11 protein-coding genes, 1 pseudogene and 1 riboswitch are annotated in these 14842 nt (G+C 28.7%); of the genes and pseudogenes, 10 read left to right on the top strand and 2 right to left on the bottom strand.

Annotation, left to right across the window (positions count from 1 at the left end):
• Positions 1-28: 28 nt before the first annotated feature.
• Together ABFX13_RS08640 and ABFX13_RS08635 are read right to left on the bottom strand one after the other, a co-directional pair.
• On the bottom strand, positions 29-682 hold the full coding sequence (locus tag ABFX13_RS08640; RefSeq protein ID WP_346044986.1) for a deoxynucleoside kinase: 654 nt from the start codon (positions 680-682) through the stop codon (positions 29-31).
• Entirely contained in the window at positions 675-1337 is a 663-nt protein-coding gene (locus tag ABFX13_RS08635; protein WP_346044984.1) for a deoxynucleoside kinase, read from the bottom strand. Before ABFX13_RS08635 ends, ABFX13_RS08640 begins: the two co-directional genes overlap by 8 nt.
• 167 nt (positions 1338-1504) lie before the next feature.
• On the opposite strand from ABFX13_RS08635, the gene ABFX13_RS08630 reads away from it, so the two are divergent.
• From ABFX13_RS08630 to ABFX13_RS08580, 10 genes and pseudogenes are all read left to right on the top strand, one after another.
• Positions 1505-2380 carry a DNA-3-methyladenine glycosylase family protein gene (locus tag ABFX13_RS08630; RefSeq protein WP_346044982.1) on the top strand — a complete coding sequence of 292 codons (876 nt, stop codon included), beginning with the start codon at positions 1505-1507 and terminating at the stop codon, positions 2378-2380.
• A gap of 14 nt (positions 2381-2394) precedes the next feature.
• Entirely contained in the window at positions 2395-3885 is a 1491-nt protein-coding gene (gene cls, locus ABFX13_RS08625; RefSeq protein WP_346044980.1) for a cardiolipin synthase, read from the top strand.
• A 190-nt stretch (positions 3886-4075) separates the two neighbouring features.
• Positions 4076-4360 carry a co-chaperone GroES gene (locus ABFX13_RS08620; protein WP_346044978.1) on the top strand — a complete coding sequence of 95 codons (285 nt, stop codon included), beginning with the start codon at positions 4076-4078 and terminating at the stop codon, positions 4358-4360.
• 20 nt (positions 4361-4380) lie between these two features.
• A complete protein-coding gene (groL, locus tag ABFX13_RS08615; RefSeq protein WP_346044976.1) occupies positions 4381-6003 on the top strand; it encodes a chaperonin GroEL in 1623 nt (540 codons plus the stop codon).
• Positions 6004-6197: 194 nt separating this feature from the next.
• Entirely contained in the window at positions 6198-6941 is a 744-nt protein-coding gene (gene larB, locus ABFX13_RS08610; RefSeq protein WP_346044973.1) for a nickel pincer cofactor biosynthesis protein LarB, read from the top strand.
• A 25-nt stretch (positions 6942-6966) separates the two neighbouring features.
• Positions 6967-8138 (top strand): annotated as a pseudogene (gene larC / locus ABFX13_RS14765) (nickel pincer cofactor biosynthesis protein LarC).
• Positions 8139-8201: 63 nt separating this feature from the next.
• Positions 8202-8303: riboswitch (purine riboswitch) on the top strand.
• Positions 8304-8539: 236 nt separating this feature from the next.
• Complete coding sequence (gene guaB, locus ABFX13_RS08595; protein WP_147547366.1) at positions 8540-10003, top strand: IMP dehydrogenase; 1464 nt, start codon at positions 8540-8542, stop codon at positions 10001-10003.
• Between the two features lie 3 nt (positions 10004-10006).
• Positions 10007-11545 carry a glutamine-hydrolyzing GMP synthase gene (guaA, locus tag ABFX13_RS08590; protein WP_147547364.1) on the top strand — a complete coding sequence of 513 codons (1539 nt, stop codon included), beginning with the start codon at positions 10007-10009 and terminating at the stop codon, positions 11543-11545.
• Between the two features lie 114 nt (positions 11546-11659).
• Positions 11660-12991 (top strand): NCS2 family permease, encoded by a 1332-nt coding sequence (locus ABFX13_RS08585; RefSeq protein WP_346044964.1) that lies wholly within the window; start codon positions 11660-11662, stop codon positions 12989-12991.
• 359 nt (positions 12992-13350) lie between these two features.
• Positions 13351-14748, top strand: a complete 1398-nt coding sequence (locus ABFX13_RS08580; protein ID WP_346044962.1) for an MFS transporter — start codon at positions 13351-13353, stop codon at positions 14746-14748.
• Positions 14749-14842: the final 94 nt, after the last annotated feature.

The raw sequence follows: 14842 nt of genomic DNA, 5'->3' as shown, positions 1-14842 counted from the left end.
AAATGACCCCTTAAGGGGTCATTTTTATTTATATATTTAATATTTTTTGTATCTCATGACATAAAGAGTCTAAATCTTTAGGATTATTAATTAAATCAATTTTATCAATATTTACATAAAGTACAGGAGATTGATTATACTCACTTATCCACTTTTCGTATCGATTATGCAGATTAACCCAATACTCTAAATCAACTGATTTTTCCATATCCCTACCTCTTAAATTTATTCTATCAATAATAGTATCTATAGAACCATCTAAATATATCATTAAATCTGGTCTTCTAAGGTAAGGAACCATATCATTAAATAAATCTCTATATGTGATATAATCTCTTTTAGACATTTTTTTATTATCATATAAATTTCTAGCAAAAATTTCAACATCTTCGTATATACTTCTATCTTGAATGTTATTTAAGCCATTACTATCTATTTCTTTTTGTTGCTTAAACCTTTGAGCTAAGAAATATAATTGTAAATGAAATCCCCAAGTACTTTGGTCTTTATAGAAATCTTCTAGATATGGATTATTATCAACTTGCTCAAAATGAGTTTCAAATCCTAGTTTTTCTCCTACTAATTTCGTTAAAGTAGATTTTCCTGCTCCAACATTACCCGCAACGGTAATAAATAAATCCCTATTTAGTGGTTTGTTACACTGATTTACCAATTTAAACATTAAATTGTCCCCCCAAGTTATTGATTGCACTTTCAACTTTGTCTATTATAAATTTTCTATCATTTTCATTATTTAAAAAGTCTAAATTAGAGTTGTCTATTTCTAATATAATAGGTTCTTTACCTACAAAGTTATGCTTTATAGATAATGGATTGAAATAGTATTTGTATTCATTTCTCAATTCATGTATATAATTTCTATCCATTTGTCTTTCAAAACTTCTATCTCTCATAGCTATTCTCTTCATTAAAACATCTGTATTTGAATTAAGATATATTACTATATCTGGTTGAGGCAAATCATTGATAAAAATATTATACATTTGTTTATATTTATAAAACTGCATATTATCAAGTGTTATACCTGCAAAAATTAAATTTTTAATTATGTGATAATCACTAATTACTCCATTGCCTTTTTCTAAAAAATTTTTTTCCGTATCTTCAAGCTGTTTTATTCTATTAAAAAGAAAAAATGCTTCTGTTTGTAAAGCATACTCTTTTATATCTGTATAAAATTTTGATAGGAATGGGTTTTCTTCAACTATCTCTCTAAGCAAAGTATAATTAAAGTGATCACTTAGTATATTTGATAAAGTTGTTTTTCCAACTCCTATAGGTCCCTCGATAGCTATAAATACACCTCTATTATTCATATAATCACCTTCTAAAAATAATGTCTTATGTATTTTAGCAAAAAAAGTTTATCAATTCTACTCTAGACTTTTTAAATTAAATTTGTATTATAAAAAAATAGTTAATTTAATTTTATAAAAATATGGGTAGAATTAAAGGTATAAGCTTAATTGAAGGGAGTAAAAAAATGAAAGTATACGAAAAAAATGAACTAGTTGTATTAGAAGGAGTAACAGATTTTGATCCAAAACATATATTTGAATGTGGGCAGTGTTTTAGGTGGAAATCAGAAGATGATGGATCATACACTGGAGTAGCTAAAGGTAGAGTAATAAATGTATCAAGAGAAGGAGAAACAATTTATTTAAAGAATACTAATTTAAATGATTTTAATAGTATATGGAAAGAATATTTTGATTTAGATACTGATTACTCAGAAATAAAAAATAAGTTAAGGAGTATGGATAAGTACTTAGAGAAAGCAACTGAATTTGGATGGGGAATAAGAATTTTACGTCAAGATCCATGGGAAATGATAATATCTTTTATAATATCATCTAATAATAGAATCCCTATGATACAAAAAGCCATAGCTAATTTATCAAGAGAATATGGAACTTATATAGGAAAATATAATGGAGTAGATTATTATGACTTTCCTACACCAGAGCAATTAAATAAAGCTTCAATAGAAGAAATAAGATCGTGCTCTACAGGATTTAGAGATAAATACATAAAATCTACAACAGAAGAAGTTATAAATAATCATGATGATGTATATAAATATAAAAATTTAAGTACAGAAGATTGTATAAAAGAACTTACTAAATTTAATGGAATAGGACCTAAGGTTGGTGACTGTATAGCATTATTTGGTATGCAAAAGTATGATACATTCCCTGTTGATGTATGGGTGAAAAGAGTAATGCAAGAATTTTATGTAGACGACGATATGAGTTTGCCTAAAATTAGAAAGTATGCTATAGATAAATTTGGAGATTTATCAGGTTTTGCTCAACAATATTTATTCTATTATGCACGTGAATTAGGTATAGGAAGATAACTAAAGGAGGCGTTATGGTTGCTTTAGATATAATACTCTTAAGCTATGTAATAATATCATACGTAGCAGGTATTATAGTTTCTATTAATATAATACTTCAAAATAGAGATCCAGCTAAGACTATGGCTTGGCTATTAATATTTATATTATTACCAGGCATAGGTTTAGTTATATATGCAGCATTGGGAAGAAATATAAGAAAAAGAAAAATATTTAAGACACAAAAATTAGCTACAAATATAAAAGAAAATAATTTATTTAAAAACATGGAACCTATAGAGGAGTTAGTTGAATTAGAACAAAGAGCTATAAATGGTAATGATTTAATTAAAGATACATACTATGAAGGTATAAAAAAGAAGGTAATAAGTTTACTTTTAAACACAGGGAAATTTCCATTTACGACTAATAACAACGTTAAAGTATTTATAGATGGAAACGAAAAATTTGAAAGTTTACTAAAAGATATAGAACAAGCAAAAGAGCATATTCACTTAGAATATTTTATAATAAAAAATAGTGAGATAGGCATTAAATTAAAGGAATTATTAATAAAGAAAGCAAATGAAGGAGTAAGTATAAAAATTTTATATGATGATGTTGGATGTTGGAGGTTTTGGTTCGACAGGAGATTCTTTCAAGATATGAAAGATGAAGGTATAGAGATAGTACCATTTTTACCAGCCAAATTTCCTATAATAGGAGGTAAAATAAATTATAGAAATCATCGTAAAATTGCTATAATTGATGGTCATATAGGATATACAGGTGGCATAAATATAGGTGATGAATATATGGGTAAAAATGAAAAGTTTGGATACTGGAGGGATACTCATATAAGAATAGAAGGTAGCTCTGTTTATATGCTACAAATGGTATTTTTGATTGATTGGTATTATACAACTAAAAAGGAATCATTTGATGAACGATATTTTCCAAAATTAAATTATATGGGAAACTCTATGATACAAGTTGTTGCGACTGGGCCAGATAGTGATTGGGAAGCTATACATTATGCATATTTTTCAGCTATTTGTAATGCTAAGGAAAGGGTTTATATAGAGACTCCATATTTTATACCAGATGAAAGTTTGTTAAGAGCATTAAAAAGTGCAGCACTTAGTGGAGTTGATGTAAGAATTATATTTCCAAGTATTGCAGATCATAAAATTGTACATCAAGCATCATATTCATATTTTGATGATATTTTAAGATCTGGAGGAAAAGTTTATTTATATAAAAAAGGATTTATACACTCAAAAGTAGTAATTATAGATGATAAGATTTCATCAATAGGTTCTGCAAATATGGACTTAAGAAGTTTTATGCTTAATTTTGAAATGAATGCATTTATTTATGATAAAAAAATAATAAAAAAAATAACAGATGATTTCTTTAAAGATATTGAAAATAGTGAAGAAATAAAATTAAAAGATTTTGAAAATAGACCATTTATAAAAAAATGGGTAGAATCTGTGGCAAGACTATTTTCTCCTATTTTATAAACATATTATACGAGGAGTTTTGTCAATACAAACAAAAATTCCTCGTATAAAAAATGTATAAAATCTGGTTAAAACTATTGAAAAATAAAAAAGTTTGAGATATTATAAAGTTGTTAGCACTCTAGTAAGTAGAGTGATAAAAAGCTAATAAAAAAATTTACATATATAAATTTCATTAGGAGGGATAATTATGAGAATAAGACCATTGGCTGACAGAGTAGTTATAAAGAAAATTGAAGCAGAAGAAAAAACTGCAAGTGGTATAGTTTTACCTGGGGCAGCTAAAGAACAACCTCAAATAGCTGAGGTAGTTGAAGTAGGACCTGGTGGAATGGTAGATGGAAAAGAAGTTAAGATGGAATTAAAAGTAGGAGATAAAGTAATATTTTCTAAATATGCAGGATCAGAAGTTAAATTAGAAGGTCAAGAATATACAATATTAAAACAAAGTGAAATATTAGCAGTAGTTGAATAATATTAGGGGAGGTATATAAAATGGCTAAAGAAATAAAATTCGCTCAAGATTCAAGATCAGCTTTAGAAGCTGGTGTAAATAAATTAGCAGATACTGTAAAGGTAACATTAGGACCTAAAGGAAGAAATGTTATATTAGATAAAAAATTTGGAGCACCACTTATAACTAATGATGGTGTTACTATAGCTAAAGAAATAGAATTAGAAGATAGATTTGAAAATATGGGAGCTCAATTAGTTAAAGAAGTTGCTACTAAAACTAATGATGTAGCAGGAGATGGAACTACAACTGCAACAGTTCTTGCTCAAGCTATAATAAGAGAAGGATTAAAAAATGTAACTGCAGGAGCTAATCCAATATTAATTAGAAAAGGAATACAAAAAGCTGTTGAAGTATCAGTTGAAGAATTAAAAAAACAATCAAAAACTATAGAAACTAAAGAATCTATATCTCAAGTTGCTTCTATATCTGCTGGAGATGAAGAAGTAGGTAATTTAATAGCAGAAGCTATGGAGATAGTAGGTAAAGATGGAGTTATAACTGTTGAAGAATCTAAGACTATGCATACTGAATTAGATGCAGTTGAAGGTATGCAATTTGATAGAGGATTTGTTTCAGCTTACATGGTAACTGATGTTGACAAAATGGAAGCTGTATTAAATGATCCATATATATTAATAACAGATAGAAAAATAACTAACATACAAGATATATTACCTGTTCTTGAGCAAATAGTTCAACAAGGTAAAAAATTATTAATAGTAGCTGAAGATGTAGAAGGAGAAGCATTATCTACATTAGTAGTTAATAAATTAAGAGGAACATTTGAAGTAGTTGCTGTTAAGGCTCCAGGATTTGGAGATAGAAGAAAAGCTATGCTTGAAGATATAGCAGTACTTACTGGAGGAACAGTTATATCTGAAGAATTAGGATATGATTTAAAAGAAGCAGACTTATCTATGTTAGGTAGAGCAGGATCTGTTAAAGTAACTAAAGAAAATACTACAATAGTAGATGGTGCTGGAGATAAAAAAGCTATAGAAGATAGAGTAGCTCAAATAAAACATCAAATTGAGCAAACTACTTCTGAGTTTGATACAGAAAAATTAATGGAAAGATTAGCTAAACTTGCTGGTGGAGTTGCTGTTATAAAAGTTGGAGCTGCAACAGAAGTTGAAATGAAAGAAAGAAAATTAAGAATAGAAGATGCTTTAAATGCTACAAGAGCAGCTGTTGAAGAAGGTATAGTTGCTGGTGGAGGTACTGCATTAGTTAGTGTTATCCCAGTTGTAGATAAATTAATAGAAGAGCTTGAAGGAGAACTTCAAGTTGGAGCTAAGATAATAAGAAGAGCTTTAGAAGAGCCATTAAGACAAATAGCTATTAATGCTGGTCTTGAAGGAGCTGTTATAATACAAAAAGTTATAAATGAAGATGCTGAAGTAGGATTTGATGCTTTAAATGAAAAATACGTGAATATGATAGAAGCTGGTATAGTTGATCCAACTAAGGTAACTAGAAGTGCATTACAAAATGCTGCATCTATAGCAGGCGTATTTTTAACTACTGAAGCTGCTGTTGCTGATCTTCCAGAAAGTGAGCCAGTGCCTGGAATGGGTGGAGGAATGCCTCCAATGATGTAGGTTGATTAATAGTAAGTTTTGAAATATTACTATTTAACTTGTTGTGGTAAAAGAAAAATAAAAAGAGATAATTTGGAATTAATTTTCAAATTATCTCTTTTTTATATGAGGATATTATATGAAACTGGGTGGCTGGAAAAGGTATGCTTAGTGTGTTAAAATTATTATTAAACAACCAATAATAGGGGGAACTTATGGATATTAGAAATTTATTAGAGAAAGTAAAAAATGGTGATATAGATATAGATTTAGCTATTGATAAATTAAAAGATTTACCTTATGAGGATATAGGATATGCAAATATTGACCACCATAGGCAAATAAGAAATGGATATCCAGAAGTTATATATTGTGAAGGAAAAAGTGATGAACATATATTAGGAATTATAAAAAGAATGAATGAAAAAGGTTCTAATATATTAGGAACTAGATGTAGAAAAGATACTTATAAAAAGATAAGAAATATATATCCTAATTGTGAATATGAAGAGTTATCTAGAATTTTAAAGATAGAAAATAAACCTATAAAGAATATAGGCAAAGGTAAAATTGTAGTTGTTACAGGAGGAACTTCAGATATTCCTGTTGCAGATGAAGCATACTATACAGCTAAATTTTTAGGAAATGAAGTAGAAAGGGTTTATGATGTTGGAGTAGCAGGGATACATAGATTATTAAATAAATTGAATATACTTAAGTCAGCTAGGGTATTAATAGTTATAGCAGGTATGGAAGGGGCACTTCCAAGTGTTGTAGGAGGATTAGTTGATGTACCTGTTATAGCAGTTCCAACATCTGTTGGATATGGAGCTAATTTTGGTGGGATTTCAGCTCTTTTAACAATGTTAAATAGCTGTGCATCAGGTATATCTGTAGTTAATATAGACAATGGATTTGGAGCTGGTTATTTGGCTGCTACTATAAATAAATTAGATTAACACTAATTAAATGGGAGTGTAAATTATGTTAGAAGAAAGAGTTTTATATTTTGATATAGTAAATGGTATTTCTGGTGATATGACTATGGCTAGTTTAATAAATGCAGGAGTTCCATCAGAAATATTTTTAGAAGAAATGAATAAGCTTAATCTAGATGATGAGTTTAGTATAGAAATAGATTATAAAAATGAAAGTGGTATAGTAGGGACAAAAGTTAATGTAATAGCAAAAGAAAATCATGATCATAGACACTTAGTAGATGTATTTGAAATTATTGATAATTCATCTTTAAAGGATAGTATAAAAGACAGAGCTAAAAAGATATTTATGACTGTAGCAGAGGCAGAAGCTAAAGTACATGGAACAACTATAGATAAAATACACTTTCATGAAGTTGGAGCTATTGATTCTATAGTTGATATAGTAGGCTGCTCAGTATTAATAGATTTATTAAATATAGATAAGATATATTCAAGTTCTGTACCTGTTGGTTCTGGTACTGTAAAGTGTGATCATGGCATTATGCCAGTTCCAGCACCTGCTACAATTGAGATACTAAAAGGAGTTCCAATTAAATTAAATACTGTAAATGGTGAATGTACAACTCCTACTGGAGCTGCAATAATAAAAACTTTATGTGATGAATTTGTAGATGTATTAGAATTTGAGGTAGAGCAAGTTGGTTATGGAATAGGTCATAAAAAATTTGAAATGCCAAATATGCTTAGAACTATAGTTGGTATAAAAAAAAAGAAGAATTAATTTATGAAATTAATGCAAATATAGATGATATGTCTTCTGAGATTTTTTCTTATTTATATGAAAAGTTAATGGAAGATGGAGCTTTAGATGTATATACACAAAGCATATATATGAAAAAAAACAGACCTGCAATCAAGTTATCTGTGTTATGTAATGAGATAGATTTAGACAAATTTATTGAAACGATATTGATAGAAACGAGTACCTTTGGAGTTAGATATCATATATATAATAGGGAAACTCTTTTAAGAGAGTTTGATAAAATACATTGTGAATATGGAGATGTAACAGTTAAAATAGGATATTATAAAAATAAAATTGTAAAAGTTACTCCTGAATATGAGGAGTGCAAAATGATAGCTAAAAGGGCTAATATATCCATAAAAACTGTATATGATAGCATAAACTGTTCAATAAAAAATAAATTCATATAAAAATGTTGACACAAGTAATAAAATTTGATAAATTAATAAACAACTTATTACAACGTGTATACAATATCGCAAATAAAAATCACTCATATATACTCAGAAATATGGTCTGAGAGTCTCTACCGAAGTACCGAAAATACATCGACTATGAGTGAAATTATTATAACAAAGTTCTATCATCGTAAGTAAATTTGTAGGCTGATACTAAATCCCTACAGGTTAGCTATAAATAAATGAACTTTGGGAATCTGTATAGTAATTTCACTTATATTAAAATAAGAAATTATTATACAGATTTTTTTTATATTTTTATAAGTTTAATATTTAATAGTTTTAAGCATAAAAATTTTTAATTATATAAAAATAATAAGTAAGCATAAAAAATAAAGAAGGGGGCAACTGATATGGCAAAAATATTAAAAGAAGGATTAACTTTTGACGATGTACTTTTAGTTCCTCAAAAGTCAGAAGTTTTACCTAAAGATGTTAACACACAAACTCAATTAACAAAAACTATAAAATTAAACATACCATTAATGAGTGCAGGTATGGATACAGTTACTGAATCTAAAATGGCGATCTCAATGGCAAGACAAGGTGGTATAGGAATAATACACAAAAATATGTCTATAGAAGAGCAAGCTCTAGAAGTTGATAAGGTAAAAAGAAGTGAAAGTGGAGTTATAGTTGATCCATTTTACTTATCAAAAGACCACACAATACAAGATGCTGATGATATAATGGCTAGATATAAAATATCAGGTGTACCTATAGTTGATGATAATAATAAGTTAATCGGAATAATAACAAACAGAGATATTAAATTTGAAGATGATTTTACTAAAAAAGTGGACGAGGTTATGACTAAAGAAAATCTTGTTACTGCTAGAGAAGGAATAAATTTAGTAGAAGCTCAACAAATATTAAAACAAAATAAAATAGAAAAATTACCTATAGTTGATGAAGAAGGTCATTTAAAAGGACTAATAACTATAAAAGACATAGAAAAGAAAATACAATATCCAAACTCTGCTAAAGATGCTCAAGGTAGATTATTATGTGGAGCAGCTCTAGGAATAAGCGCTGATTTAATGGATAGAGTAGAAGCTTTAGTAAAAGCTAATGTTGACGTAGTTGTACTTGATAGTGCACATGGACATTCTATGGGTGTTATAAATGCACTTAAGAGTGTTAAAGCGAAATACCCAAATTTACAAGTTATAGCAGGAAATGTTGCAACTGCTAAAGCTACTGAAGATTTAATAAAAGCAGGGGCTGACTGTGTAAAAGTTGGTATAGGACCAGGATCTATTTGTACAACAAGAGTTGTTGCAGGTATAGGTGTTCCACAAGTAACAGCAGTTATGGATTGTGCTGAAGTTGGACATAAGTACGGGGTACCAGTAATAGCTGACGGAGGAATAAAATATTCTGGAGATATAGTGAAAGCATTAGCTGCAGGAGCATCTGTATGTATGATGGGATCAATGTTTGCTGGAACTGAAGAAAGTCCAGGAGAAACTGTATTATACAGAGGAAGATCATATAAAACATATAGAGGAATGGGATCTATAGGAGCTATGGAAAAAGGTTCTAAAGATAGATACTTCCAAAATGATGCTAAGAAATTAGTTCCTGAAGGTGTTGAAGGAATGGTGGCATATAAAGGTAAAGCTGAAGATATAGTATACCAAATGATAGGTGGTATAAGAGCTGGCATGGGATACTGTGGAGCACCTACTATAAAAGATTTAATGGAAAATGGTGAATTTATAAAAATAACAGCAGCTTCATTAAAAGAAAGTCATCCACACGACATAACAATAACTAAAGAAGCACCAAATTACAGCACTCAAGGGGAGGTATAAAATATGAAAAAGCAACATGAATTAGTTTTAGTAATAGATTTTGGGGGACAATATAATCAATTAATAGCAAGAAGAGTTAGAGAAAATAACGTATATTGTGAAATATTACCTCATACAACAGATATCGAAGTAATAAAATCTAAAAATCCAAAAGGTATAATATTTACAGGAGGACCTAATAGTGCATATTTAGAAGAGTCTCCTAAGATAAGTAAAGAAATATTTGAGCTAGGAGTACCTATACTTGGAATTTGTTACGGAGTTCAATTAATGGCTCACTTACTTGGTGGTAATGTAAGAAAAGGTAACAACAGTGAAAAAGAATATGGTAAGACTTCTATAACATACAATGCTTCAAGTATATTTGAAGGTATAGATACAAACACTGTTTGGATGAGTCATACAGACTTAATAGATACTCTTCCTGAAGGATTTGAAGTTGCTGCATATACTACTGATTGTCCAGTTGCTGCGATGCATCATCCTGAGAAAAAATTATACGGAGTTCAATTCCACCCAGAAGTTGAACATTGTCTAGATGGAGATAAAGTTTTAAGAAACTTCTTATATAATGTTTGTGAAGTAAGTGGAGACTGGACAACAGATTCATTTATAGAAGAAAAAATAAAAGAAATAAAAGAAACTATAGGTGATAAGAAAGTACTTTGTGCATTAAGTGGTGGAGTTGATTCATCAGTTGCTGCTGTACTTGTTCATAAAGCCATAGGAGACAACTTAACTTGTGTATTCGTTGACCATGGATTACTTAGAAAAAATGAAGGTAATGATGTTGAAAGAATATTTAGAGATAAATTTGATATGAACTTAATAAGAGTTAACTGTGAAGATAGATTCTTATCTAAGTTAAAAGGTGTAACTGAGCCTGAAGCTAAGAGAAAAATAATAGGTGAAGAATTTATAAGAGTATTCGAAGAAGAATCTAATAAATTAGGAAAAATGGATTTCTTAGTTCAAGGAACTATATACCCAGACGTTGTAGAAAGTGGACAAGGAGAGGCTGCTACAATAAAATCTCACCATAATGTTGGTGGAATACCTGAAGATATAGAATTTAAAATAGTTGAACCTTTAAGAGAATTATTCAAAGATGAAGTAAGAAAAATAGGTTTAGAACTTGGAATAGATTATGATTTAATATATAGACATCCATTCCCAGGTCCAGGACTTGGAATAAGAGTTATAGGTGAAGTAACTAAGGAAAAATGTGATATATTAAGAGAAGCTGATGCTATATATATGGACGAGCTTAAGAAAGCTGGCCTATATAGCAAGATATGGCAAGCATTCGCAACTTTACCAGATGTAAAAACTGTTGGAGTTATGGGAGATGAAAGAACATATGCTTATTTAGTAGGTATAAGAGCTGTTACTTCTTCAGATGGTATGACTTCTGACTGGTATAAGATGCCATATGACGTATTAGAAAGAATATCTAATAGAATTGTTAATGAAGTTGATGGAGCTAACAGAGTAGTTTATGATATAACTAGTAAGCCTCCTGGAACTATTGAATGGGAATAAGAAGTTTATTCAAACACTTTATTAATAAAATATAAAAAAATAAAAAGCCTAGGCTTTTTATTTTTTTATATTTATAACAATTAATACTAAAATTATCAGCATCGGAGGAGCAATATGCAAAATACGAGTTCATCTAAAGTTAATAGTACTTTAGAAAAAATTTTCAAGTTAAGCGCAAATAATACGAGTGTTAAAACTGAGGTTTTAGCAGGAGTAACAACTTTTATGACTATAGCATACATATTAGTTGTAAATCCTAATATACTTGGACAAGCTGGTATGGATAAAGGCGCTGTATTTACAGCAACGGCAATAGCATCAGGTATAGGGTGTTTTATAATGGGATTACTTGCTAACTATCCTATAATCCTAGCGCCTAGTATGGGAATAAATGCATTCTTTACTTACACTGTAGTATTAGGAATGGGATATACTTGGCAATTTGCATTATGTGCCATGTTTATAGAAGGTATTATATTCGTATTATTAACAGTAACTAATGTTCGTGAAAAAATAATAGAGTGTATGCCGGATGTTTTAAAACATGCAATTACAGCTGGAATAGGATTATTTATAACATTTATAGGGCTTGTAAATGCAGGAATAGTGCAGCAAGGAGGAGCAATAATATCTTTAGGGAATATAAAATCTCCTGTAGTTTTACTTGCAATAATAGGTTTAATGATAGCTGCTACACTATTAGTAAAAAATGTAAATGGAGCATTTTTAATATCTATAATAATAACATCTGCAATAGGTATGCTATTTGCAATAGTACCTATGCCAACTGGTGTAATTGATGTACCACCATCTATACAACCTGTATTTATGAAAGTATTTGATGTAAGTCGTAGTCAAATATTTAGTTTAGATATGTTAGTTATAGTTCTTACATTATTATTCGTTAATATGTTTGATTCAATTGGATTTTTATTAGGAATAGCCCAAAGAGCTAATTTATTAGATGAAAATGGTAATATGCCAAATGTAAAAAAAGCATTATTAGCAGAGTCTGTTTCTACAACGATATCTTCAGTTTTAGGAACATCAACTTTAGCGACTACTGTAGAAAGTGGATCTGGAATAGCTGTAGGAGGAAGAACAGGTTTAACGGCTTGTATTACAGGAATTTTATTTTTTATATCACTGTTTTTCGCACCATTATTTGTATCTATACCTGCACAAGCAACAGCTCCAATACTTATACTAGTAGGATTTTTAATGGCAAGTTCTATATTAAAAATTAATTTTGAAGATTTTACGGATGCTATACCAGCATTTATAACATTTGTAATGATGCCCTTATCATATAGTGTAGCAGATGGAATTATGTTTGGTATAATAGCTTACACTTTCTTAAAATTAGTTAGTGGAAAAAAAGAAGAAACAAAAATTTCAATGATTATATTAAGTGTAATATTTATTTTAAAATTTGCATTTTTATAATATGATTAAAATCTATAAGTATATGTTAGTATGCTTATAGTTTTTTTTGATATTAAAAAATAAAAATAAAATTAAAAATATGATAAATATTTTATTTAAAATATAAAAAAATATAGTGTTTATCTTATAAATATAAAATGTATTTATAGAGGATATGATAATTAATATCAGTTTAAAAATCTTAGTTTCAATTCAGTATTTTCTTTATATTTAAAATTAAGAATAAGATTGTTAAAAATAAAACTATATTTTGAATATAATATATTTTTACGTAATGTAATAATTATGTAAACAAAAAACGCGAGGTTTTTGTCAAATATTGTTATATAATTATATAAAACAACTAAGGGGTGAGTTCTATGGAAGAGAAGTTAGTTGGTATAATTACAAGTAATGACAAGAATTGGGACAGCAGATGGAAATATAATTGTGCCATATTTATTGTTAGTTACATTTTTATGGGAGCTGTTACAGGTATAACAAATGATTCATATATATCATACCTAAATTTAACAGTACCGAATGTTGTAAAGGCTTTACCAATGTATACCTCAATAGCAACTTTCATCATGGCAATGACACTTTTATTAGTTCACAAATTAGGGTATAAGAAAATTATATTATTTGCACCAATAGCATTAATAGGTGCGCTACTATCTTGTATTTATAGTAGTAATGCGAAAGTAATTCTAATCTCAAACATCTTAGTTAACATAGGGGCTGGTATGTTCGACTTCATATATCCTCTAATGTTTACATCATACACACCAAAAGAAAAAAGAATTTCAATGTTTTCAAGAGTAATGTATTGCAACTTAATAAGTCAATCACTTTTAACATTTTTAAATGGGAAAGTGGTTGTTTGGAAATTTAGTAGATATTTAGGAATTGATTATAATCAAGCTTCAACTTTATCTGAAAATGCCAGTAAATTAAATTCAACTCAAATGAGTTATTATATAAATTCATATAGATTTGCTTTATGGATCGCAATAATATTTACTGTTTTAGCATTAATTTGTTTAGTTTTTTTAAGAGAAAGAGTTGAAGATTATAGAGAATCAGAAGAAGAGATAATTGCTAGAAAAGCAGAAAAGAAATTTGATTTTAAGATATTTCTTAATAAGCATATAATAATGTGGGTTGTAATATTTAGTATAATACGATTTGGAGCATTGCTTATAACTCCATACTTCCCAATATATTTAAATAACTTTTTACATATAAGTAGGGGTACAGTTTCAACAATAATTACATTACAAACTTTAGCTATGGTACTAGGATTTCTTGCTGCGCCATATTTAGAGAAAAAACTTGGATCTATAATAACTATATCAGCATCTATGATGCTATGTATACCACTTATGATAATAATGGCAAATGGAGCTATGCTTGGAGGAAACATAGCATGGATAATAGGAGGAGTTTTATTTTTAAGATCTGGATTTGCTAATGCATCAAATCCTATACAGCAATCACTGCCACTTACATTTGTACCTAAAAATTTGGCTCCAGCATATAGTTCATTTATACTTGTATCAAACTCTATAGTCGGTATATTTGCAGGTATATTTGCTAGATACTCATTATTAAAAACTGATGCAGGTTATGGTAGAGCATATTATATAGCAAGTGCGTTGTATTTTATAGCTTCAATATTATTATTGATTATATTTACTAAAAAGTATAATAGAGGGTTAAGTGAAAGTGAAATTAAAGAGCATGAAGTTAAAGAAGAGATTGTAGAAGCTAATTAAAAAATTATTATAAATAAACTATCTTGAGATATTAGATGTTATAAAACAAATATTTTAAGATAGTTTATTTTTTATTGTAGTAAATATCAATAAA

The organism is Paraclostridium tenue, assembly GCF_039521565.1.
In the GTDB taxonomy this organism is placed as follows: domain Bacteria; phylum Bacillota; class Clostridia; order Peptostreptococcales; family Peptostreptococcaceae; genus Paraclostridium; species Paraclostridium tenue.
The sequence above is the reverse complement of the archived record's forward strand: the minus strand, read 5'-3'. Positions and strand labels throughout refer to the sequence as shown.